This is a genomic window from Flavobacterium sp. Arc3, from assembly GCF_041431375.1.
GTDB lineage: Bacteria > Bacteroidota > Bacteroidia > Flavobacteriales > Flavobacteriaceae > Flavobacterium.
In genome coordinates, this window is the sequence record NZ_JASMRI010000015.1 from 11,774 (window position 1) to 36,686 (window position 24,913).

Below are 24,913 nucleotides of genomic sequence, written 5' to 3' on the forward strand. Positions count from 1 at the left end.
TTATTTCAATTTATTTAAAATATCTGGTATTTTTTTAATATTGGCCAGTTGTTTTAATTTTTCTCTAGACTCTTCTATGGGGGTGCCAAAATAGGATTTTCCGCCTTCAACAGATTTAGTAACACCTGTTTGACCCATAATCACCGCTTTTTTACCTATCGTAATTCCGCTAGTAGTTCCTACCTGTCCCCAGATCGTGACTTCATCTTCAATAATAACGCAACCTGCTATTCCAGTTTGTGATGCAATTAAACATTTTTCGCCAATTACAGTGTCATGTCCTACATGAACCTGATTGTCAATTTTTGTTCCTTCGCCAATGATGGTATCACCTGTAACCCCTTTGTCTATTGTACAAAGTGCTCCAATGCCCACATTATCTTTTATTACCACCCTACCACCTGAAAGCAATTGGTCGAATCCGTCTTCTCGTTTTTTGTAATAGAATGCATCAGCACCAAGAACAGTTCCTGCGTGGATGATTACATTATTTCCTATTACGGTGTTATCGTAAATCGCAACATTAGCATGAATCAAACAATTTTCTCCTATTACAACATCATTACCAATAAACGCATTAGGCTGAATTACAGTTCCCTGCCCTATTTTAGCTGTAGTAGAAATAGAAACACTTGAAGGCTCAAAAGGCTTAAAGTATTTAGTTAATTTGTTGAAATCATTAAATGGATCCTCTGAAATCAATAATGCTTTTCCTTCTGGGCAATCTACTTTTTTGTTAATCAAAATAATAGTTGCCGCTGAATTTAAAGCTTTATCATAATATTTAGGATGATCTACAAAAACAATATCACCCTTTTCTACCACATGAATTTCATTCATTCCGGATACTAAAAAATTAGCATCCCCAATATATTCACAGTTTATAATAGTGGCAATTTCTTGTAGAGCGTAAACTTTTGGAAATTTCATAATTTAAATTAGAAAATTATTTACTCTTTTACGCGTTCCATGTAAGAACCTGATGTTGTATCAATTTTAATTTTATCTCCTTCATTTATAAATAAAGGTACATTTACAGTAGCCCCTGTTTCAACTGTAGCTGATTTAGTAGCATTAGTAGCTGTATTTCCTTTTATTCCTGGCTCAGCATAAGTAACTTCAAGAATTACAGATGATGGCATATCTACAGAAAGAGGTAAATCAGTTTCTGTATTGATACTTACCATAACATTTTCTCCTTCTTTTAGTAAATCTGGTGAATCTAATATGTTCTTGTTCAAAGATATTTGTTCAAAAGTCTCCGTATTCATGAAATGAAAATCATCTCCTTCTGGATATAAATATTGAAATTTATGGTTTTCTACTCGTACTTCTTCAATTTTATGTCCCGCAGAAAATGTATTGTCCAATACTTTTCCATTTGTTAAACTTCTTAATTTAGTTCTAACAAAAGCAGGTCCTTTTCCAGGTTTAACGTGAAGAAATTCTATAATTTTGTATATGTCATTATTGTACTTAATACATAATCCGTTCTTGATGTCTGATGTAGATGCCATTTTATTTTCTTTTGGCTATTAGCTTTTGGCTATTAGCAATTTATATTAATTATTTTTTTTGAGTCTAAGATCTAAATACCTAAGTACTGACTTTATTTAGTAATTTCCTGTATAACCTTTCATTACACCACGTGACGAATTTCTAATAAAATCGATGATTTCATCTCGTTCTGGAGTTGCTTCCATCTCTGCTTCGATAATTCCTAAAGCTTGAGTAACGTTGTAATTTTTTTGATATAAAATTCTATAAATCTCTTGTATCTCTTTGATTTTTTCAGATGTAAAACCTCTTCTTCTCAATCCAACTGAATTGATTCCTACATACGATAAAGGTTCTTTAGCAGCTTTAGTAAATGGAGGTACATCTTTTCTTACTAATGAACCACCTGAAACCATGGCATGATCACCAACACTAATAAATTGATGAATAGCAGCTAATCCTCCAATAACAGCATGATTTCCAATAGTTACATGTCCTCCTAAAAGAACACCATTAACAATAATAGCATTATTACCAACACGGCAATCGTGTGCAATATGGGCAGCAGCCATTATTAAACAATTGTTACCAATGACTGTTTGTCCCGATGCTACAGTTCCTCTGTTGATTGTCACACATTCTCTGATTGTACAGTTATCACCAATAATTGCTAGTGATTCTTCTCCACCAAATTTTAAATCCTGTGGAACAGCTGATATAACTGCACCAGGAAATATATTACAATTTTTTCCAATTCTTGCACCTTCCATAATGGTAACATTAGATCCTATCCAAGTCCCATCTCCAATAATTACATCATTATGGATTGTTGTAAAAGGCTCAATAACAACATTTTTGGCGATTTTCGCGCCAGGATGAACATATGCTAAGGGTTGATTCATCTACTTTTTTTTATAATTTATATATATAAATAAAAACCTTGAAATAGTTCATCTCAGGTTTTTTACCTACTTTCATTTTACTGCTTTTTGGCAATTTGAGCCATTAACTCAGCTTCTGCAACTAACTTACCATTAGCATAAGCGTTTGCTTGCATATGACAAATTCCTCTTCGTATAGGTGTAATTAAATCACACTTAAAAATTAGGGTATCTCCCGGTAATACTTTTTGTTTGAACTTAACGTTATCAATTTTCATGAAATAAGTCAAGTAGTTTTCAGGATCTGGAACTGTACTCAGTACAAGTATCCCTCCGGTTTGTGCCATTGCTTCTACAATCAATACCCCTGGCATTACTGGTGCTTCCGGAAAATGTCCAACAAAGAAATTTTCATTCATTGTAACGTTTTTCATTCCTACCACATGACTTTCAGACATTTCAATTATTCTGTCAATCAATAAAAATGGAGGTCTATGAGGAAGAACAGCCATGATTTTGTGTATATCCATCAACGGCTCTAAGTTTAAATCATAAACAGGAACATAATTTCTTTGTTCGATTTTTATGATTTTAGCCATTTTTTTAGCAAATTGTGTATTTACAAAATGCCCTGGTTTATTGGCTATAACTTTACCTTGTATTTTTGTACCAATTAAAGCCAAATCACCTATTACGTCAAGTAGTTTATGTCTTGCTGCTTCATTAGGATAATGCAATGTAAGATTGTCTAATATCCCGTTTGATTTTACGTTAATTGATTCTTTACCAAAAGCAACTTTCAAATTCTCCATTGTAGCCTTAGATATTTCTTTATCTACATATACAATAGCATTATTTAAATCGCCCCCTTTAATCAAACCATTTTCTAATAATGATTCCAATTCGTGCAGAAAACTAAATGTTCTAGACTCAGAGATTTCTTTTTTAAATTCAGAAATACCTTTCATCGTGGCATTTTGAGTACCTAAAATTTTAGTTCCAAAATCGACCATGGTAGTAACGCAATAATGATCACTTGGCATAATTAAAATTTCGCTTCCGCTTTCCTCGTCCGTAAATGAAATAACTTCTTTCACTACATAAACATTACGTTTTGTATTTTGCTCTTCAATTCCTGCCTTTTCAATGGCTTCAACAAAATATTTAGATGAACCATCCATTATAGGCAGCTCTGAAGCATTCAATTCTACAATGACATTATCTAAATCACAACCTACTAAGGCTGCTAACACATGTTCTGGTGTTTGTATTTTTACTCCAAGTTTTTCTAAGTTGGTTCCTCGTTGTGTATTTACAACGTAATTTGCATCTGCTTCAACAACAGGATGTCCTTCTAAATCTACTCTGACAAAAGTAAAACCATTATTTACTGGAGCAGGCTTGAAAGTCATTGTAACTACTTTACCTGTGTGTAATCCGACTCCTGTAAGCGAGATTTCTGTCTTTATAGTCTTCTGTTTAACCATTATTCCCGTTTTTTTGGTTTATTATATGTTTTTTTAATTCTTCTAATTCTGCAACGATTTTCGGTAAATTTTTAAAGTGCACATAGGATTTACTGTAATCGTTATACCCAAATGTTGGACTTCCTTGCAAGATTTCATCATCCTTTATGTTTCTTGCAACACCTGATTGCGCTTGTATTCTAACATTATTCCCAATGGATAAATGTCCTGAAATACCAACCTGACCACCAATCATTCCGTTTCTACCAATTTTAGTCGAACCTGCAACGCCAGTTTGAGCAGCGATTACCGTGTTCTCACCTATTTCAACATTATGTCCAATCTGAATTTGATTGTCCAGTTTCACTCCTTTTCTTATTATAGTTGATCCCATTGTAGCTCTGTCTATAGTGGTGCAAGCACCAATATCTACATCGTCTTCTATAATAACATTCCCTATTTGAGGAATTTTTTTGTAAGTGCCGTCAGGATTTGGCGCAAAGCCAAAACCATCTGCCCCTATAACTGAGCCAGAATGTATGGCGCAATTATTTCCTATTCTTGTTTTTTCATAAATTTTAGTACCGGCAAAAATAGTGACATTATTTCCAATGACAACATTGTCACCTATAAAACAATTAGGATAAATTTTGACATTATCACCTAAAATCACGTTTGCGCCTATATAGCTAAAACTACCTAAATATAAATTACTGCCATATTTAGCATTTTCTGCTATAACAGACGGTTGTTCTATTCCGCTTTTACTAGCTTTAGCTTGATCATAAAACTCTAATAATTTAGAAAATGCCATATAAGCATCATCTACTTTTATCATTGTAGTCTTTAAGTCTGACTCTGGAGTAAAGCTTTTATTTACAATCGTAATTGTAGCTTCAGTACTATATATGTAGTTATTGTATTTTGGGTTTGATAAAAAAGTAAGTGAACCGTCCTTTCCTTCTTCAATCTTAGATAGCTCATACACTTCAGCATTGGGATTCCCAACAACTTCACCATCTAATATCCCCGCTATTTGTTCTGCTGTAAATTTCATTGCCACAAAAATATAAAAAAATAGATTTTAAATGTTCATTTCCACAAGTTGTTTTGGGAAACAGATATAATATTTGGTTACTGATTTAGATAATGATTTTAAATTCAACTGATCAGAAGATTCAATAACATCCTCCACCGTCTTGTCTTTTTTCAATATTCGTATCGGTTCCGCTTCCTTACTATAAGCCTGATTTTTTATTTTTCCTTTAAAAATAAAATAATTAGTTTCCTGTATAGTAATATTATTTTCTAATGCAAAGCGTTCTTTTAAAGGCTGTAAATCTTGCAACTCTACTTTTTCACTGGTTAATTTTATCTTTAGTAAATCCCTATTGATTATCATTTTACTCAATGAAGACAAAATAAAATCACCATTACGCTGCCATCCTTTTAACGCACTGATAATATCAAAATCATCAAGTTGAGAAAATAGATCTAAAGTTTGCGCATCAAATGTATCCATGGTAACTTTATGCTCTAGAAAATATCGCAAAGGTTCGCTACAAGGTAAAATCATTCCTTTTAATGTTAATTCTTTTGCACGTTTCAGGATTCTGGTCAAAATTAATTCAGCCACTAAACTGGTTTTATGCAAATATGCTTGCCAATACATTAGTCTTCTGGACATTAGAAATTTTTCAACAGAGTAAATTCCTTTTTCTTCGATAACTAAAACATCATCCACGACATTCATCATTTGAATCAGTCGCTCTGAATTCACATTTCCTTCTGCTACACCTGAATAAAAACTATCACGTTTCAGATAATCCATTCGATCCATATCCAGTTGACTGGAAATTAGCTGTAACATAAACAAACGATGATATTCTCCTTTAAAGACCTTTATAGCCAGATCGAGTTGCCCATTAAACTCAGCGTTTAACTGATGCATAAACAATAAGGAGATTTCCTCGTGATGAACATCTTCAACAATACTTCTTTCCATTGCATGAGAAAAAGGTCCGTGCCCAATATCGTGTAATAAAATAGCGATATATAGTGCATTTTCTTCTTCCTTAGAAATTTCAATGTCTTTAAAACGCAATACATCAACTGCCTTTTGCATTAGATGCATACAACCTAAAGCATGATGAAATCGAGTATGATTAGCACCTGGATAAACCAGATACGATAATCCCATCTGCGAAATACGTCTTAAGCGTTGAAAATAAGGATGCTGTATTAAATCGTAAATTAAAGCATTAGGGATGGTGATAAACCCATAAATAGGATCATTGAATATTTTAAGCTTATTGATTTGACTCACTATAAGATTGTTTTTAGGTCAACAAATATAGGTAAAATAGATTTTAGTTATGAAAGTGTTTTTCTTATGGTTGATTGTCGCTGAAAATATTTTTTTTTGAATTGATTTCCACGAATTAATGAATTTCGATAAAATTAACTTAACATTAAGTTCGATTGGTTCGGTATTTTACGAACCAATTGTACCTTTGCAAAAAAAATATGGACAGCATACAAAAAGAGAGAGAGGAAATCATTGAGCTATCCGGTATTCATTTTGAGTCTTTATTTAATATATCGCCTTTAGCGGCGAGAATTTTAGGCTTACTGATTATTGATGGATGTAAATCGGGATTGACCTTTGAGTCTATAGTCGAAAAATTATCTGCCAGCAAAAGCTCGATATCTACCAATTTAAATTTACTACTAAAAATGGAGAAAATATACTATTTCACCGTAGCGGGTGATCGAAAGAAATATTTTAGAGCAGCTCCTTTGAGTGAACGACTATTGAATTACAAAAAAATGCTCGAGTCGGAAAAATTTGTAATTGATAAAATGCTTCAATATCGTGAAAAAACAATTTCCTGTCCTGAAGAAAAATGCAATTTAGAGAATGTAAAAGCGTATAAAATTCACATTAGCGAAGTGGAAGAGTTGCTTATGAAAACCATAGCCAAATTTAAAATAATAGAATCCATTAATAGTAATTAATAATAAATCAAATTAAACAAAAATGAAAAAAATTTCATTATCTATAATAGCTTTTTCGCTGCTACTTTCCTCATGTGGCAAGAAAGAAGAACAACCTGCAGTGCAAGGACCCGCAAATTTTCCCGTACAAGAGGTAGTAATGCAAGATGCCACCGTATACCAGGACTTTACGGCTAATCTTGAAGGACAACAAAATGTTGAAATCAGACCTAAAGTAAGCGGATTTATACAAAAGATATATATTGACGAAGGTGAAGTGGTTAGAAAAGGGCAGCTTTTATTCAAATTAGAAACGCAAATGCTAAATCAAGATGCTTCGGCTGCAAAAGCAATGGTTGCAGCGGCGCAAGTTGAAGTGGATCGTTTAAAACCACTTGTAGACAGAAATATCATCAGTAACGTACAATTGGCGACAGCCAAAGCTAAATTAGCCCAAGCGAAAAGTGCCTACGGAAGTATTGCTGCAAATATTGGTTACGGAACCATCTATTCTCCCGTAAATGGAGTCATCGGAAGTTTACCCTTTAAAGAAGGTAGTTTAGTAAACCCTACTAGCGAAATGCCTATGACAACAGTATCAGACACGAAAATTGTTCGTGCCTACTTTTCTATGAATGAAAAACAAGTATTGTACTTTAATAAGACATTTAAAGGATCCACTACTGCCGAAAAATTAAAGTCAGCACCTGCTGTCAGCCTAATATTAGTGGACGATTCAGAATACAACCAAATGGGAAAAATAGCTACCATGAACGGATTAGTAAATCCAACTACGGGTACTACAGAGTTTAGAGCTGAATTTAAAAACCCTGAAGGGATTTTAAGAAGTGGAAGCAGCGGAATCATTCGTTTACCAATTGTACAAAGCAATGTTATTCTGATACCCCAAAAAGCTGTTTTTGAAGTACAAGGAAAACAAATTGTATATGCTGTTGAAAAAGGAAACAAAGTGAAATCAAGAATTATAGAAACCAATGGAACTTCTGACTTAAATTACATTGTAACTGCCGGACTTGCAGAAGGAGATGTTGTAGTTATTGAAGGTGCTTCAAAACTAAAAGATGATATGGAAATTGTACCAGAGCCTATTAAGAATGCGGTAGAAGCAAATGATGCTACACAAACTACCACTAAAAAATAATTGCAAAGATGTTAAAAACTTTTATAGAAAGACCTGTACTCTCTACAGTAATATCGATTCTAATCACCATATTAGGTGTATTGGGATTGATGTCCTTACCCGTAGAACAATATCCCGAAATAGCACCGCCAACAGTGCAAGTTACCGCTAATTATACGGGAGCAAATGCTGTAACGGTGCTGAACAGTGTAGTTATTCCACTGGAAGAAGAAATAAATGGTGTAGAAGGAATGACGTATATGACGTCTTCGGCAGCAAATGATGGTTCGGCTAAAATTTCTGTTTATTTTGCATTAGGAACTGACCCGGATATTGCTGCGGTAAACGTGCAAAACAGAGTGGCACGTGCCACTAGTAAGTTACCTACTGCAGTAGTACAAACTGGCGTTACCACAATAAAGAGTCAAAATAGTGCCTTGATGTTTTTTGCCTTATATTCCAGCAACAAAGACTATGACGAAGTTTATATTCAGAATTATGCTAAAATTAACCTGGTACCTAAACTACAACGTGTTAGCGGTGTAGGTCAGGTAAATGTATTTGGGGCCAAAGATTACTCCATGCGAATTTGGATTGATCCTGAAAAAATGGCTAATTATGGAATGGCTCCAAAGGATATTCAGGCCGCTTTACAAGAACAAAACGTTGAAGCAGCTCCAGGAAAATTTGGAGAGAATGCAGATGGTGTTTTTGAATACGTTATTAAATACAAAGGAAGACTTTCGGAAATAAAAGATTATGAGAATATTATTATCAAATCTACCGGAAACGGAAACTTCTTAAGAATTAAAGATGTAGCCACTGTTGAGTTAGGAGGTTTCAATTATGGAACTAAGAATATTGCTATGGGTGAAGAGGGAGTTGTAATGGGCGTTTTTCAAACTTCCGGATCCAATGCCCAAGACATTACCACAGAGATTATGTCTATCCTAGAGGAGTCAAAGGTCGATTTCCCTCCTGGAGTTGATTATATTATTCCTTTTAATACTAAAACATTCTTAGATGCTTCTATAGACAAGGTGATTTCTACTTTAATTGAAGCTTTTTTACTGGTTTTCCTCGTTGTTTATATATTCTTACAAGACTTTAGGTCAACATTAATTCCTGCTATTGCGGTACCGGTTGCTATTGTAGGTACCTTTTTCTTTCTGCAAATATTTGGGTTCTCCATCAATATGTTAACGCTATTTGCAATGATTCTGGCCATTGGTATTGTCGTCGATGATGCTATCGTAGTCGTCGAGGCGGTACACGCCAAACTGGATGAGGGCGCTACGTCGGCTAAAGAAGCAACACTTTCTGCGATGAACGAAATTACTGGAGCCATTGTTTCTATTACGATAGTGATGGCAGCAGTATTTATTCCGGTATCGTTCTTAGGTGGTCCATCGGGAGTATTTTACCAACAATTTGCTGTTACTTTGGCAATTGCTATTTTAATTTCGGCGGTAAATGCTTTGACTTTAAGTCCTGCATTATGCGCATTACTATTAAAACCACATCCAGACTCTAAGCATCATGATGCTAATTTTAAAGACCGTTTTTTCATTGCTTTCAATACTAATTTTGATCGAATGAATGCCAAATATGTGAAATCACTGCGTTTCCTAGCTGCAAAAAAATGGATTACTGTTGTTGCCTTATTAGTATTTTCCGGAATTACGGTGCTATTATTCCAAATTACTCCTTCTGGATTTATTCCAAATGAGGATAGAGGTATCATCATGGCCGATTTAACACTTCCTCCTGGTACTACTTTGGAAAAAACAACAAAGACAGTAAGAGAATTGGACTCCATCATTGCTTCTATGGATATTGTTGAAGCTCGAATGAATATTGTAGGTTACAGTTTGCTAAACGGAGTAAACGGAGGTTCGTATGCATTTTCGGTGATTAAATTGAAACCCTGGAGTGAACGTACTGAAGACAATCAGTCTGTAGATGCGGTCGTTGGCCAATTGTTTGCTAAAACTGCTGGATTAAAAGAAGGCCGTGCCTTATTCTTTACACCTCCAAGTGTACAAGGTTTTGGTAGTGCCGATGGTTTTGAATTGAAGGTACAAGACAAAGGAGACGATGACTGGCAAACGGTTAGTAAAGTGACTAACGAATTCTTAGGGGAATTGATGAAACGTCCTGAAGTTCAGTATGCCATCACTAATTTCAATCCTAATTTTCCACAATATCAAATGGATGTTAATATTGAAAGAGCCAAAGATGCGGGAATAGCTATCCCTGATATATTTAATACCATGCAAGGCTATTATGGTGGATTATATACGACTGATTTCAATAAGTTTGGAAAACAATACCGTGTAATGATTCAGGCAAAGCCTGAAGATCGTGCAAACCTTGAGTCTATAAACAATATTTATGTTAAGAATGCTGCGGGTCAACAAGTAGCGATCAGTCAGTTTGTAGATTTTAAAAGAATATATGGTCCTGAGGCGGTTGCTCGTTTTAACATGCTTAAAGCAGTTAATATAAACGGTAAAGCTAATCCTGGGTACAGTTCTGGAGATGCCATTAAAGCCGTTCAAGAAGTAGCCGCGCAACATTTACCAAAATCATATACCTATGAATTCTCAGGAATGACTCGGGAAGAGATTCTTGCCGGTAATCAAGCCATTGGAGTATTCTTGTTGAGTTTAATCTTTGTTTACTTCCTATTAAGTGCGCAGTACGAGAGTTATTTAGTACCGCTATCTGTATTGCTTTCACTTCCTGTAGGTATTGCAGGAGCGATTGGTTTTGTAAACCTCGCCGGATTAGAAAATAATATCTATTTCCAAGTGGCCTTAATTATGTTGATAGGATTACTCGCCAAAAATGCAATTTTGATTGTGGAGTTTGCCATACAAAGGCGACGAAACGGAATGGATCTGACAAAATCTGCTATTGAAGGTGCAAAAGCACGTTTGCGTCCGATATTGATGACCTCGTTAGCTTTCATTTTCGGATTGATGCCATTGGCACTAGCCTCTGGAGTTGGTGCTGTAGGAAACCGTTCTATCGGAATGGGTGCCGTTGGAGGAATGCTTGTAGGAACTATTTTTGGAGTATTTGTTATTCCAATTTTATTTATCATCTTTCAAGGATTACAAGAACGTATCTCTGGAAAACCAGTAAATACTAAAGAAAATGATGTTGCACTTTTAGAAGAAGAAAATGAAAAATAAAATATACAGAGTCGCACTTTTAGGACTAACAGCAACCGTAATGCAATCGTGTTTTGTTGCGAAAGACTATAAAAGACCCGAGTTAAAAACAGCAGATTTGTATCGAAATGAAGTAGTGTCAACAGACACTACTTCATTATCAAATGTTTCATGGGATAAAATTTTTACCGACCCTCTTTTGCAAGGCTATATTTCAAAAGGCTTACAAAACAATTTAGATGTCCGCATTGCTATGCAAAATATTGTGGCTGCACAGGCTACCATGAAACAGGGAAAAGCGGGCTACTTCCCTAGCCTATCTGTGGGAACAGACTGGACGCACAATATAATATCTAAAAACAGTCAGTTTGGAGCTTTCCTGCAAGATCGCAGTACAGATCAATACCAACTGTCAGGAAACCTTTCTTGGGAAGCTGATATATGGGGAAAAATACGAAGCAATAAACGCGCTACTAATGCTGCGTATCTACAAACGACTGCGGTCACTCAAGCGATAAAAACACAATTAATTGCTGATATTGCAAGTACGTACTATCAATTACTTTCAGTTGATGCACAAATTAAAGTAGCCGAAGAAACTTTGATCAATAGAGACGAAAGTATCGAAACGATACTAGCTTTAAAAAAAGCAGGTAATGTTACTGAAGTCGGGGTTAAACAAACTGAAGCACAAAAGTACGCTACCGAATTAATCATTGCTGATTTAAAAAACAATGTGATTATTCTTGAAAATACGCTGAGCACACTTTTAAATGAGCCTTCGGCAAAAATTGAGCGTTCTACTTTTGAATCTCAAAACATGCAACCCATTATTACTTTAGGTGTTCCCGCTAATTTATTGCGAAACAGACCTGATGTGATTGCAGCTGAATACAACTTGATTACCAATTTTGAAATGACAAACGTTGCAAAAAGTGGTTTTTACCCCAGTTTAAAAATCACCGCTACTGGAGGTCTTCAAAGTATCGACTTAAAAGAATGGTTTAGTGCCAACTCACTTTTCGCTAATATTATTACAGGGTTGACACAACCCATTTTCAATCAAAGGCAAGTAAAAACCAAATTTGAAATAGCCAAAGCCAATCAGGAAAAGGCCTATTTACAATTTGAGCAATCCTTACTTATTGCAGGTAAAGAGGTTTCGGATGCATTAGCACAATACAATAACGAAACGTACAAAATTACAGTTCGCACAAAACAAGCAGATGCACTTAAAAAAGCGGCTAAGTATTCAGATGAATTGTTAACCTATGGTTTAGCAAATTATTTAGAAGTATTAACATCTAAAAATGATGCCTTAAATGCTGAACTAAGTTTAGTAGACAATAAATTCCAACAATATAAAGCCGTAATTCAATTGTACAAAGCCCTTGGTGGTGGATGGCAATAAAGTACTGCGAATAAAGATATAATAGTTGTTAATTCAAAGAAAGCCACTGAGCATTGTACTTAGTGGCTTTTTTGTGTTTTGATATTGCCTTTTTCTATTACCGATCCGCCAGGAAAACAGCAATACCTTTTACTATAGTAACATCAATAAATAACCAAAAAACGCTCCTCCAAGAACGATAAAGGCACTGTTTATTTTTTTATAATTAAAAACAATTACCATACTCACTATTGCTATTAAAATGGTGCGCCAATCTATGATGGTTTCTTTTCCCAATTCGTAGCAAATGGATATAATTATTGAGATGGAAGCCACATTTACGGCATCCAGAAATACAGCAAAAGGTTTAGAATTTCTCATTTTTTTAACCAAAGGATTCAATAGGGCTACAAATAAAAACGAGGGCAAAAATATAGCCAGCGTTGCTATCAATGCGCCTGATACTCCATTGATTTGATAACCCACAAAAGTAACTGAGGAGAAAACGGGACCCGGCGTGAATTGTCCTACCGCTATGGCATCAATTAGTTGGGTTCGTGTCAGCAAGCCTTTGGCGACCAATTCGGCATCCAGAAAAGCAAATAGAACATAGCCGCTTCCATATAGGATTGCCCCTACTTTTAAGAAAATAAGAAATAAATTAAAATTCGTTGGTGCCAGCAGAGCCGTTTTAGAAACAGGAAACAGCGTTAGCGAAATCCAGCTGTTGGCTTTTATATTGGAGTCATAGTTAGTGATTGAATTCCAAAATAAGGCCAAAAATCCAGCGCCAAAAAGAAGTGCAATTTCGTTAAACTGCAATAGCGAAAGCACCAAAACAATAACGCCGATAATTCCTAATCGAACCGTTTTCAATGATTTTTTAGCCAAAGGAAAAATAGCACCTAGAATAATGGCAATTATAGCGGGTTTTATACCGTATAAAAAGGGTTGGATTTCCGGTAATTGCCCGTAATCTTTATAAAGCCAGGCAAAGATTCCTGTTATAATAACGGCTGGGATGATAAAACATAATCCCGCAACAATAAGCCCCTTCCATCCTGCTCTTTCGTGACCGATATGGATTGCCATTTCTGTACTGTTGGGGCCTGGAATCAAATTAGTGGCGCCTATTAAATCTAAAAAATGTTGTTCTTCAAGCCACTTTTTTTTTACCACTACCTCTTCTCGCATCATAGAAATGTGTGCGGCGGGACCTCCAAAACCTATAATTCCTAACTTTAAAAAAAGTGCGGCCACTTCTTTTAACTTTTGCTTTTCATTCATTACGATCGCTCGTTTATTAGTAAATTTCAGTCGGCAAAGTTACCGTTTTTTCAGTTTCACGGGAATCCAAATTTCTTCTTCAGAATTAGGATGGTCATTTTTGTATTTATCACCCAATATTTCAAAATGAGGTCTGTGATCTAAAACATATTCTGATCCTGGCAACCAAGTAGCAAAAATATATTCAAACGCAGCAGGTGAACCACTAGGACCTCCTTTGTAATTAAAAACAGCATAAAGACCGCTACTGATTGTAAAAGAATCCATTCCTTCAGGAATTATTTTAAAATCACTGGCTGCTACAGCTGTCCAATAGTCAAACGGTACGGTGGGATCAAAATTATCATAATAAGTAGGGCTGAACAATTGCATCGAGTAATAATCCGTATCTATAGTATTTAAAATTTCTTTTCTTCTCGGCATAAAACGCTTCCATACTTCCTTCGCTTTATAGTCACTATAGGACATCGTCATTCGCATTCCTATCACTTTTGTTTCGGGAAATATTACTATTCTTGGAACCATTATCGGGTAATTTTAATTAGTATTTAAGAATTCAAAACTGATACTTTTTGTTCTAAAACGCTAATTTATAAAGCAACACCTCTTCGGTATCTTCTGTCAATTTAATGTTTTTTTCGAATTGGAGACCTAGTTTTATCAATAATTTCTGAGAGCCGATATTTTTTTCTGAAGTAATTCCTTTAATTTCCATTAAATTAAATTCACTGAAAGCGACTTCTTTTAGCTTATTGCTACTTTCAAATCCATAGCCTTTTTTTTCATATTCGGGAAGAAAAGCAAATCCAATGTCAATACCGTCCAAACCTTCTCGATCGTAAAGTCCGCAGGAGCCAATTTTTGCACGATCAAATTTTCGAGTGACTGTATAGTTTCCAAAACCATGTTTTTTAATTTGGGGTGTTATTTTATTCGCGATATATTCTTCGGCATCTTGAACGTTTTTTAAATTTCGATCTCCTATAAATTCAATCCATTTTGGTGTGCTGAAAAGTGCTAAAATGAATTCGGCATCGGCTTTATTGGTGGGTGTTAGAAAGAGTCGCTCTGTTTCAAATGTTTTCAATTCGTTTATTATTAAATTCACATTGTGTGTTTTTATCTAAAAATTCCAAACCTATTTCCTCGAAATTTTAAAAGGTAAAAGTAATCAACTTACCCTTTAAAAAGATGCGTACTTTTACCCGGTTTTTCAAGATATTATAGTCTAAATTATAGCTGAGCTATTCCCATTCTTAATGATAAAACTAAAAAAGATTACTTCTTAGTCAATACATTTTTCATTCCACCCTGAATTATAGTCATTTGATTTGATGTTGGATTAAATTCCAACGTTATTCCTGCTGCTTTAAATTCAAATGTATCTTTCTTAATAGCTTCTAGTGGAAAAGCACCTTGTCCTGTTGCTTGAGCCACTAATTTAGTCTTATCCTTTGTTACAGCAATGGCAAGAGGAAATGTAGGACTTCCATATTCTCCTAAATATTGGTCTAAATCTTCTGTTTTTAGAGCTAAAGTAGTAAACGTAGGGACTTCAAATTTTCTATTGTAATAGCTAGATAATATAGCAACCACAATATCATTATTTCCATAATTTATACCATTTGAAGTGATCGCAATACTTAGTTTGCTCTCTGGCCAATAAGACAAAGCCGAACCAAATCCATCGATTCCGCCAGTATGTCCATATCCTGTTTTATCATAAAACGGAATCTGAAAAATCCCCATTCCGTATTTTTCCTGAATTGTTTTCATTTGTTCTAATGACGTTACCGAGATTAGTTTACCGTCAAATAATGCCTGAATAAACTGGGTCAAATCAGTTGGTGTTGATACCATTCCTCCTGCTCCCATTGGGATTGAGATATCTGTTTCAGTTTCCTTATTCCACTTATCTGTATAGCTATAGGAATAGCCTTCGTTTTTAGCCAAATCAATTTTACCTCCAAAGTAGGTGTTTTTTAAGTCTAATGGCTTCACAACTTTTGTTTGTACTAAGGCAGCATACGGTTGCTTGTAAACTTCTTCGAGAATGTAACTCAGTAGCACATAATTAGAATTGCTGTATTCACCTTTGCTGTTAGGTTCAAAAACACTTTTGCCATTAGCAATAATAGCAACCATTTCTTTTGCAGTTTTAGGTTGCGCGCTATAGCTATTGTACTCTGGAGCGCTGGTAAAATTATAAATTCCACTGCGATGGTTCAATAAATTGCTAATCGTAATTTTTGATGCGTTTTCAACCGAAGGGAAATAGCTTTCAATAGTTTGAGTCAAACTTAATTTCTTTTCTTCGATGGCTTTAAAAACTAAAACCGAAGTAAACATTTTAGAGATGGAACCAATTCTATATTTGGTAGAAACAGTTGCTATTTTATTAGTTGCAATATCTTCCTTCCCTATCGCATTGCTGTAAATTATTTTTCCATTCTCAGATACGGCTACGCTTCCCATGTATTTATCTTTAGCTTGTAGAACCTGAAACAGACTATCAATTTTGGCTTTATTGAAGTTTTGAGCAAAGCTAGGTACCGAGAATAGTACTATTAAAAAGACAAGAATATTTTTCATTTTGAATTAATTTGTAATGGTTTGAGTAGTGATTAACTAAAAATTATTTTAATCGAAATAGGGTTCTGCATAAAATTCAATTTTGCAACAGCGTTTTGACTATTATGTTATTGATATAAATAAAAGTATTGATACTTCTGCTTGTCCTTTCGAACAAAGGAAAATCTACGCTTATAATTTCTATATACTGTTTCACTGTGTGGGCAAAGATTGTAAATCTGAACTAGTTCTCAGTTTGTAGAACAAGTACGTTATAGATTTTATTGCCTTGTTCTCTTTTCAGCATTTTTCATATCTAAATACGATTTCATAAATAGCACAGCTATTGCTAATCTAAAGGATCGGTACACCCATATATTAACCTCCCAAAAAAATAGTTTGTGTGTTGCTGCGGTATCAAACAAGGAGTAGATGAAAGAAATTAAAAATAGTATTGCTAATACTAAATATATCGTTTTAGATATTTTCATAAAAATTGGTTAGGTATTATTGGTTTCTAGTGTTTGTTGTAATAAACTCTTTATTATACTATTTCTATTATTTAAATTATCCTTTTGTAAATTAAATATTAGCGCGGATATAACCAATTATCTTGGGCTATTAGTCTTTGATTCTAATGACACAGCTTAAAAATTAGCACTAATTTTGTACTAATATAAAAAAATAAATGGATTGTATACATATTCATAACAACCTAAATTGAATTGGTAGTACAAAGCATAAAATTAGAATAAAATCATTGGGAACCAATATTTTAAAAAATTTAATTTAATTATGAAACAAACTAAAACAGCAGTAAAATAGTACTCAATTATTTAAACCAAAAAAGCCTAGATCAAAACGTCGTCTTGATCTAGGCTTTTTCTATTTAACATGGTATAAATTTTAAAAGAAAATCCACACTATAGTATTATTAATTATTTGTATTCAATTACAAATTCTTCCTTCGGTGTTCTTACTTTTTTCATAGTAGCGATCCAATCCTTTGGCGTATCAGCATAACCTACATACATTAAAGAGACACTTTTTAATCCGCGTTTATCTAATTCTAAGATTTCATCCACCACACTATTATCAAAACCTTCAACTGGAGTACTATCTATTCTTAATTCAGCGGCTTGCGCCAATGAAAGTCCAAGTGCAATATATGTTTGTCTCGCAATGTGTGCAAAGTTCTCCTCTGCTGGTTGGTCAAGATATATTTTTTTCAACATATCCGTATAACTATCAAAACGTCCTCTTGGTAATCCACGCTCATCTGTAGTATAATTGTACATTTTATCAATTCGTTCTACAGTGTAACGATCCCATCCAGCAAATATAATAACATGAGAACAATCTCTCATACATTCTGGATTTAAAGCCCCTTTTACTAATTTTTCTTTTAATTCTTGGCTTTCAACTACAATTACGTTGAACGGTTGTAATCCAGATGAAGCTGGTGCTAAACGAGCTGCTTCTATAATTTTATCAATATTTTCTTGGCTTACTTTCTTCGTAGAATCATATGCTTTTACAGCATGTCTCCAGTTTAAATTTTCTATTAAAGTCATTTTATTTTTATTTATGTCTAAGGTATATAATTCTATTTAATTGTTTGAAACTGTCAATTTTACTGGCATATTCCCTCTTGTAGCATTAGAGTAAGGACAAACTTGATGTGCTTTCTCAATTAAAGTTTGTGCTTCCTCGATGGTTACCCCGGGAATATTAGCATGCAACTCAGCTTCTAGTCCGAAACCTCCACTTTCATTTTGACCAATACTTACTTTAGCCGAAACTGTTGTTTCTCCGGTTTCGATATTTTCTTTTTTAATAACCAAGTTAAGCGCGCTATCAAAGCAAGCTGAATATCCTGCTGCAAAAAGCATTTCTGGGTTGGCAAAATCATCATTTCCTCCACCCAAAGCCTTTGGATGTCTTACTTCTACATCCAGAATTCCATTTTCACTTTTTACTTGTCCGTTTCTACCTCCGGTTGCGGTAGCTTTTGTGGTATACAATGTTTTCATTTCTATTTTTTTGATATTTTGGTAATTATGTTTTTTAAAACTAACAAATCTTCGGCTGAGATGTTCATCGATTCCATTAACTGAGCTGGAATACAAGATGCTTTTTCTTTTAATGCTTTCCCTTTCTCCGTTAACGAAATATTGACTAACCGCTCATCAACTGTACTTCGTATTCTATAAACAAACTCTTTTTGCTCCATTCTTTTAAGTAAAGGAGTTAGTGTCCCGCTGTCTAGTCTTAATTTTTCTCCCAGTTGATTTACGGTTTGTTCTTTATATTCCCACAACACAAGCATGACCAAATATTGCGGATAAGTTAGCTGTAACTCTTCAAGCAAAGGACGATAGTGATTAATAATTTCCTTCGCCAAAACGTAAACTGGAAAACAAACTTGTTCACTTATATGTAATTGGTCTTTCATGTTTCTTATTTGATTCTACAAATATAGTGCACAATTAAATTGTACACAATTTACTTACCAAAGATTAATATTGTTTTAACAGTTGTCTCATTATATCAAAAAGATTGCACGGTACTTTTTCAACTCCTTTTAAGCGTCTATATTCATATTATCAATTATTTGTGTGTTCCTACTTCATTTTCCATTTCAACAAAAAACCTAGAACAAAAACAGCGTTTTAGTATAGGATTAAATTGAATGAATTTTCTATAAAAAAAGATTTCCCTTCCTATTTAATATTTCATTTACAGTTAAAATAGATCGTTTTATGTTATGCATGATTCCCCAATTTGATGTTAGAATTTAGTTAGAAATTACTTTGCTCTAATAAAATGAAAAATCTTCTATATTTCGCTTAATCTGATTATTATGAGTTTAACGTTGGAATAGCTATGGTTGCGAGACTGGTACTAGTAATTATATGTTGGTGCTATATCCTCACAAGAATAGGTCTGTCTAAACCTTTTTTTATATTACTGCTTTATTCAATCCTGTTGCTCCATTAAAAACCACACACAAATCAATCTTTTATCAATAAATTTTATCATAATATTAGGAAATAAGCGCTTCAAAAAGCTGTAAATTGGCACAATAAATTAGAAATTTAGAATACTATTTATAATATATATGGATAAGATAAAAATACTTTGGGTAGATGATGAAATCGATTATTTGAAACCTCACATATTGTTCCTGGAAAAGAAAAACTACAGTGTAACGACCTGCAACAACGGTCGCGATGCAATTGATATATTTGAAAACGAGAATTTTGATATTGTTTTCCTAGATGAAAACATGCCTGGAATGAGCGGACTCGAAACGCTCTCTGAAATGAAAGAGAAAAAATCGGCTGTTCCCATGATCATGATCACCAAAAGCGAAGAAGAATATATCATGGAGGAAGCGATAGGCTCAAAAATTGCAGATTACCTAATTAAACCGGTGAATCCAAATCAGATTTTATTGAGTTTAAAAAAGAACCTAGATCACTCTCGCCTTATTTCACAGAAAACTACTTTGGACTACCAAAAAGAATTCCGAAAAATTTCTATGGAAATGGCGATGGTAAATTCCTATGAAGACTGGGTGGAGCTATACAAGAAATTAATTTTTTGGGAGCTTAATTTGGAGAATATCAACGATCATGGAATGATCGAAATTTTGGAATCCCAAAAAGCCGAGGCTAATTCGCAGTTTGGAAAATTCATCGAACGCAATTATGAGGATTGGTTCTTACCAAAAGCAGATAAACCCGTGCAATCACATACTTTGTTTAAAGAATTAGTCGTTCCTGAAATTGTAAAAAAAGACAAACCTATTCTTTTTGTCGTTATCGATAATTTGCGGTACGATCAATGGAAGACCTTTGAAAGCGAAGTGTCTAACTATTATAAACTGGAAAAAGAAGTGCCGTACTTCGCTATTCTGCCTACGGCAACTCAATATGCACGAAACGCTATTTTCTCCGGTTTGACGCCGTTAGAAATGGAAAAACAGTTTCCGCAATATTGGAAAAATGATCCCGAAGAAGGTGGTAAAAACCTTTATGAAGCTGAGTTTTTATCGGCACAGTTGAAACGATTAGGGCTAAACATCAAAGAGGACTATTTTAAAATCACAAATTTGGCAGCCGGTAAAAAACTCGTTGAGAATTTTAAAGGTTTAAAAGACAACGACCTGGTTACTGTAGTTTATAATTTTGTAGATATGTTATCGCACGCAAAAACGGAGATGGACGTGGTTAAAGAACTTGCTTCTGACGATAAAGCATACCGCTCATTGACCTTGAGTTGGTTCAAGAACTCTCCCCTGCTCGAAATCATTCAGCAAGCACAAAAACTAGGATTCAAATTGATATTAACCACAGATCACGGAACGATAAATGTGAAAAATCCGTCGAAAGTAGTAGGTGATAAAAATACTAGTCTAAATTTGCGTTACAAAACAGGACGCAGCCTTACGTATGAGTACAAAGATGTTTATGCGGTAAAAGAACCAAAAAAAATAGGCTTACCTGCCATTAATATGAGTAGTTCTTATATTTTTGCAAAAAATGATTTATTTCTAGCCTATGTAAATAATTTTAATCATTATGTCAGTTATTACAGAAATACCTATCAGCACGGTGGAATTTCATTGGAGGAGATGATTATTCCGTTTTTGATTTTTAATCCGAAATAGTCTAGTCAATAAAACTTAAGACCTTAAACTTTAAACAAATTTTTAAAATGGAAATCACTTTTTCATTAGATGAAATCGAAAATACAGCACGTAGAATTGTCGCTGATCAACCAAAAAAAGTAATCCTTTTTCATGGAGATATGGGTGCTGGAAAAACCACTTTTATCAAACAGCTTGCTAAAGAACTAGGTGTTATGGAAGCAACAAGTAGTCCAACCTTTTCTTTAGTTAATGAATATCATACTATTGACAATCAAATTGTTTACCATTTTGATTTCTATAGATTGCAAAACGAAACTGAAGCATTAGACATGGGAGTAGATGAATATTTATATTCTGGAAACTGGTGCTTTATTGAATGGGCAGAAAATATCCCAAACCTAATTCCAGATTCCCATTCTGTTATTACGATTAAGGAACTAAACGGCGGAAAACGTTTATTAGAGTTAAGCTAAATAATTACCTACCATGAACGCAGAGAATACAGTTACAATAATCCCTTTTTCTTCCGATTTAAAGGAGCCAATAAAAACATTGAACATTGAATGGCTTATCAAATATTTTAAGATAGAACCCAAAGATGAACTTGTGCTTTCTAATCCACAGGAGGAAATCATAGATAAAGGGGGGATGATATTTTATGCAAAGTACAATGAAACTATCGTAGGTACAGTGTCTTTGATAAAAATGAATGATACAGAATTTGAACTGAGTAAAATGGCTGTTAAGGATGGTATTCAAGGGTTGGGAATTGGAAAGAAACTAATGGAACACTGTATAAAAACCGCTGAAGAAAATGATATTGAAAAAATTATTATTTACTCTAACAGAAAACTAATTCCTGCAATTGGCCTCTATGAAAAATATGGTTTTAAAGAAATTCCTTTAGAACATGGCATTTATGAAAGAGCCGATATTAAAATGGAAAAATTAATTTTAGGGTTATAAATCAATCTTTTTCGAATATTTATCTCTGTTGAAAGCCTTATTTTTTAATCTTTTTACGTATTTTTACCTTTACTAATTAACTTTATCAATGTCAATAGCAATAACTCCTTTCACTAAACAACAGTTATTACCACAGGAAGAAAAACTCGAGGTAAGCCGAAGAAAAAGCGATCTTTTTATTGGTATCCCTAAAGAAACCAGTTATCAAGAGCGCCGTATCTGCCTTACTCCAGACGCTGTTAACTCTTTGTCTTTCAATGGACACCGCGTAATGATAGAGTCAGGAGCAGGAGAAAGCTCAAGTTACTCCGACAAAGAATATAGTGATGCAGGTGCCGAAGTGACAAAAGATACTGCCAAGGTATTTGGCTGTCCGATGATTTTGAAGGTAGGACCTCCTACTCTTGCGGAGATCGCGATGATGAACAACCAGACTATTCTAATCTCGTCGATTCAATTAAAAACGATGCAAAAAAGTTACTTTGAAGCATTAAGCAAAAAAAAGATAACCGCTTTAGCATTTGAATACATAAAAGATGAGGATGGTAGCTACCCTGCTGTACGATCTTCGAGTGAAATTGCAGGAACCGCCTCGATATTAATTGCGGCTGAACTCATGATTACTAATGAATTTGGAAAAGGACTATTATTTGGAAACATAACTGGAGTTCCTCCTACAGATGTAGTTATTTTAGGCGCTGGAACAGTTGGAGAATTTGCTGCTAAAACCGCAATAGGATTAGGAGCCAGCGTAAAAGTTTTTGATAATTCGATCACTAAACTACGTAGACTACAAAACAACCTGAACCAACGGATTTTTACTTCCACCATACAATCTAAATCTTTATTGAAAGCATTAAGGCGTTGTGATGTTGCCATTGGAGCAATGACTGGATTACAACGTTGTCCGGTAGTAGTTACTGAAACCATGGTAGAACATATGAAAAGAGGTGCAGTAATTGTCGATGTAAGCATTGATACCGGAGGATGTTTTGAAACATCAGAAGTTACCTCGCATGAAAAGCCAACCTTTATTAAAAGCAATGTAGTGCACTATTGCGTTCCTAATATTGCTTCGCGTTATTCAAAAACAGCTTCACTGGGTATCAGTAATATAATTTCTCCCTTTTTAATGCAGATTGCTGAGGATGGCGGACTTGAAAGTGCTATTCGGTGTGATGTAGGGTTAAAACACGGAGTGTACTTTTATCATGGTATTCTGACGAATAAAGTTATTGGCGATTGGTTCGATTTACCTAATAACGACATCAATTTAATTGTGTTTTAAATAAACTTTCCGCTACCTTTGCAAAAAAAATAATTCATGAAGTTTTTCCATCGTTTTGCCTACTATTTAGTGGGATTAGTTATAGGTATATTTTTTGTTTCTCTTATATTTAGTGGAAAAGATACCCGCTGTAATTATTTTCCAAATGCCAGAGTTTTAAATGATTTAAGAAACAAACCTTTCGAATATTCTGAAAAAGCATCCCAAGTATTAGCTGAAAAATGGATTGATACTATCGACATCAAAAACACATTAGAGTTTGGAGATGTTGATTTTGACAATAGTAATACTGAGTTTCACAAAGCAAAAGTATATGTTATTGAAGGCAAAACTACTAAAAATCAGAAAATTATATTAAAAGTAAGCAATCACGAGAATAAGGCTATACTGGAAGAAATCATAAAGAAATAAAACAAAAGGCACTTTCATTATTTGGGCGTGCCACCATAGAAAAAAAGGGCTTATTACTTTGCGGTAATAAGCCCTTTTTTTATCTGCTGTCGGGCTTTACGCGCTACTTTGGTAGCTAGCTTCAATCCCTCACGCGGAATCCTAGTTTTATAGGAGAGTTGTCAATGAATTTCCGTTTTTTTGTCATATCAATGTAGGAAAGATCATAAAGCCTAACACCTATTAATATTCTTTTTAACAGCGGATTTTTCTTTTTTTAGAAAAAAAAAAATCTATGCTTGTATATGTTAAAAAATAACTCACGCTATTAAAAAAGGCTACCGTTATTAAAAATCCAATCGATCTCCTTTTCGCCATTTGCCTTCAAATAGGAATTTGTTTTACTAAAATGTTTGTTTCCAAACCATTTTCCCTGGTTTGCACTCATAGGCGATGGATGTCCCGATTCTAAAACTAGATGTTTGCTTCGGTCAATTTTAAGCCCTTTTTTATGCGCAAAATTACCCCAAAGTAAAAAAACAACTTTTTCCTTACCATCAGAGATCTTTTGAATTACGGCATCCGTAAAAAGGTTCCACTTTAAATGTTTGTGGCTGTTTGGCGTATCTTCACGTACCGTTAAAGAAGCGTTCAAAAGTAAAACACTTTGCTTTGCCCACGAATTTAAATTACCTGATGCGGGTAAAAAAATAGTTCCTAAATCATCACTAATTTCCCTAAAAATATTTCGAAGTGAAGGCGGAATCCGCACACCGTCGTTTACCGAAAAAGCCAAGCCATTAGCCTCCCCTTTCCCGTGATAGGGATCCTGACCTATAATCACCACTTTTACCTCTTCGAAACTGCAATAATTAAAAGCAGCAAAAATCAAATCCTTCGGTGGATAACAAGTATTAAGCTTGTATTCTTCGTCTACACTTTCTATTAATTCATTAAAATAAGGTTTCTGAATTTCGTCTGCTAAAATAGCCTGCCACCCCGGCTCAAGATTGATTTTCATAATATAAAGATGTAGCGCAAATATACAGTAAGATTACTAACTCATCTACCTTATTATCATAAACAAGACTCTAATCGTTTCTGAATCTTTGCGATTTTTTATCTCCAATTGCAGCAAAATAGAATTCATCTATACATATATCGTAAAGTACAGTATTAGATAGTCTATTTTAACATGGAATC

23 protein-coding genes are annotated in these 24,913 nt (G+C 34.3%); 9 read left to right on the top strand and 14 right to left on the bottom strand.

Translation table 11 applies throughout. From position 1 onward, the window contains the following. From QO200_RS12035 to QO200_RS12060, 6 genes are all read right to left on the bottom strand, one after another. The gene (locus QO200_RS12035; RefSeq protein ID WP_371540486.1) at positions 1-930 is read right to left on the bottom strand and encodes a UDP-3-O-(3-hydroxymyristoyl)glucosamine N-acyltransferase; all 930 of its coding nucleotides are present in this window, start codon (positions 928-930) and stop codon (positions 1-3) included. 20 nt (positions 931-950) lie between these two features. Continuing rightward, positions 951-1,517 carry an elongation factor P gene (gene efp, locus QO200_RS12040; RefSeq protein WP_371540488.1) on the bottom strand — a complete coding sequence of 189 codons (567 nt, stop codon included), beginning with the start codon at positions 1,515-1,517 and terminating at the stop codon, positions 951-953. Positions 1,518-1,613: 96 nt separating this feature from the next. Continuing rightward, a complete protein-coding gene (gene lpxA, locus QO200_RS12045; protein WP_371540490.1) occupies positions 1,614-2,399 on the bottom strand; it encodes an acyl-ACP--UDP-N-acetylglucosamine O-acyltransferase in 786 nt (261 codons plus the stop codon). A 77-nt stretch (positions 2,400-2,476) separates the two neighbouring features. Then, a complete protein-coding gene (locus QO200_RS12050) occupies positions 2,477-3,865 on the bottom strand; it encodes a bifunctional UDP-3-O-[3-hydroxymyristoyl] N-acetylglucosamine deacetylase/3-hydroxyacyl-ACP dehydratase (protein ID WP_371540493.1) in 1,389 nt (462 codons plus the stop codon). Beyond that, entirely contained in the window at positions 3,858-4,901 is a 1,044-nt protein-coding gene (lpxD, locus tag QO200_RS12055; RefSeq protein ID WP_371540496.1) for a UDP-3-O-(3-hydroxymyristoyl)glucosamine N-acyltransferase, read from the bottom strand. The genes QO200_RS12050 and lpxD overlap by 8 nt, the downstream gene beginning before the upstream one ends. 27 nt (positions 4,902-4,928) lie before the next feature. Continuing rightward, entirely contained in the window at positions 4,929-6,170 is a 1,242-nt protein-coding gene (locus QO200_RS12060; RefSeq protein WP_371540499.1) for an HD domain-containing protein, read from the bottom strand. 200 nt (positions 6,171-6,370) lie between these two features. Between QO200_RS12060 and QO200_RS12065 the strand changes: the two genes are divergently transcribed. The 4 genes from QO200_RS12065 to QO200_RS12080 are packed head-to-tail and all read left to right on the top strand — an operon-like array spanning position 6,371 to position 12,572. Then, positions 6,371-6,862, top strand: coding sequence for a GbsR/MarR family transcriptional regulator (locus tag QO200_RS12065; protein WP_371540502.1), 492 nt, complete (start codon positions 6,371-6,373; stop codon positions 6,860-6,862). A 22-nt stretch (positions 6,863-6,884) separates the two neighbouring features. Beyond that, the gene (locus tag QO200_RS12070) at positions 6,885-8,003 is read left to right on the top strand and encodes an efflux RND transporter periplasmic adaptor subunit (RefSeq protein WP_371540505.1); all 1,119 of its coding nucleotides are present in this window, start codon (positions 6,885-6,887) and stop codon (positions 8,001-8,003) included. Positions 8,004-8,011: 8 nt separating this feature from the next. After that, positions 8,012-11,182, top strand: a complete 3,171-nt coding sequence (locus tag QO200_RS12075) for an efflux RND transporter permease subunit (RefSeq protein WP_371540507.1) — start codon at positions 8,012-8,014, stop codon at positions 11,180-11,182. Next, positions 11,172-12,572, top strand: a complete 1,401-nt coding sequence (locus tag QO200_RS12080; protein ID WP_371540510.1) for an efflux transporter outer membrane subunit — start codon at positions 11,172-11,174, stop codon at positions 12,570-12,572. Before QO200_RS12075 ends, QO200_RS12080 begins: the two co-directional genes overlap by 11 nt. A 132-nt stretch (positions 12,573-12,704) precedes the next feature. Here the strand turns inward: QO200_RS12080 and chrA are convergent, their stop codons facing one another. The 7 genes from chrA to QO200_RS12115 form a co-directional block, all read right to left on the bottom strand. Further along, a complete protein-coding gene (gene chrA / locus QO200_RS12085) occupies positions 12,705-13,838 on the bottom strand; it encodes a chromate efflux transporter (protein WP_371540513.1) in 1,134 nt (377 codons plus the stop codon). 39 nt (positions 13,839-13,877) lie between these two features. Beyond that, positions 13,878-14,363: a GyrI-like domain-containing protein gene (locus QO200_RS12090; protein WP_371540516.1), complete on the bottom strand. Its 486-nt coding sequence runs from the start codon at positions 14,361-14,363 to the stop codon at positions 13,878-13,880. Positions 14,364-14,415: 52 nt separating this feature from the next. Then, entirely contained in the window at positions 14,416-14,946 is a 531-nt protein-coding gene (locus QO200_RS12095; RefSeq protein WP_371540519.1) for a GNAT family N-acetyltransferase, read from the bottom strand. Positions 14,947-15,116: 170 nt separating this feature from the next. Further along, positions 15,117-16,430, bottom strand: a complete 1,314-nt coding sequence (locus QO200_RS12100; RefSeq protein ID WP_371540522.1) for a serine hydrolase domain-containing protein — start codon at positions 16,428-16,430, stop codon at positions 15,117-15,119. A 917-nt stretch (positions 16,431-17,347) separates the two neighbouring features. Further along, positions 17,348-17,983: an NAD(P)H-dependent oxidoreductase gene (locus QO200_RS12105; protein WP_371540525.1), complete on the bottom strand. Its 636-nt coding sequence runs from the start codon at positions 17,981-17,983 to the stop codon at positions 17,348-17,350. 36 nt (positions 17,984-18,019) lie between these two features. Beyond that, the gene (locus tag QO200_RS12110) at positions 18,020-18,442 is read right to left on the bottom strand and encodes an organic hydroperoxide resistance protein (protein ID WP_371540527.1); all 423 of its coding nucleotides are present in this window, start codon (positions 18,440-18,442) and stop codon (positions 18,020-18,022) included. 2 nt (positions 18,443-18,444) lie between these two features. Continuing rightward, positions 18,445-18,864: a MarR family winged helix-turn-helix transcriptional regulator gene (locus tag QO200_RS12115; protein ID WP_371540530.1), complete on the bottom strand. Its 420-nt coding sequence runs from the start codon at positions 18,862-18,864 to the stop codon at positions 18,445-18,447. Positions 18,865-19,530: 666 nt separating this feature from the next. On the opposite strand from QO200_RS12115, the gene QO200_RS12120 reads away from it, so the two are divergent. The 5 genes from QO200_RS12120 (at position 19,531) to QO200_RS12140 (ending at position 23,731) form a co-directional block, all read left to right on the top strand. Then, on the top strand, positions 19,531-21,084 hold the full coding sequence (locus QO200_RS12120) for a PglZ domain-containing protein (protein ID WP_371540532.1): 1,554 nt from the start codon (positions 19,531-19,533) through the stop codon (positions 21,082-21,084). Between the two features lie 47 nt (positions 21,085-21,131). Next, positions 21,132-21,539 carry a tRNA (adenosine(37)-N6)-threonylcarbamoyltransferase complex ATPase subunit type 1 TsaE gene (tsaE, locus tag QO200_RS12125; RefSeq protein ID WP_371540535.1) on the top strand — a complete coding sequence of 136 codons (408 nt, stop codon included), beginning with the start codon at positions 21,132-21,134 and terminating at the stop codon, positions 21,537-21,539. Between the two features lie 13 nt (positions 21,540-21,552). Further along, on the top strand, positions 21,553-22,032 hold the full coding sequence (locus tag QO200_RS12130) for a GNAT family N-acetyltransferase (RefSeq protein WP_371540538.1): 480 nt from the start codon (positions 21,553-21,555) through the stop codon (positions 22,030-22,032). Between the two features lie 88 nt (positions 22,033-22,120). Beyond that, a complete protein-coding gene (locus tag QO200_RS12135) occupies positions 22,121-23,320 on the top strand; it encodes an alanine dehydrogenase (RefSeq protein ID WP_371540541.1) in 1,200 nt (399 codons plus the stop codon). A 36-nt stretch (positions 23,321-23,356) separates the two neighbouring features. Next, positions 23,357-23,731 (top strand): DUF4258 domain-containing protein, encoded by a 375-nt coding sequence (locus tag QO200_RS12140; RefSeq protein WP_371540543.1) that lies wholly within the window; start codon positions 23,357-23,359, stop codon positions 23,729-23,731. A 307-nt stretch (positions 23,732-24,038) separates the two neighbouring features. On the opposite strand, the gene QO200_RS12145 is transcribed toward QO200_RS12140, so the two are convergent. After that, complete coding sequence (locus QO200_RS12145; protein WP_371540546.1) at positions 24,039-24,731, bottom strand: uracil-DNA glycosylase; 693 nt, start codon at positions 24,729-24,731, stop codon at positions 24,039-24,041. Between the last annotated feature and the right edge of the window lie 182 nt (positions 24,732-24,913).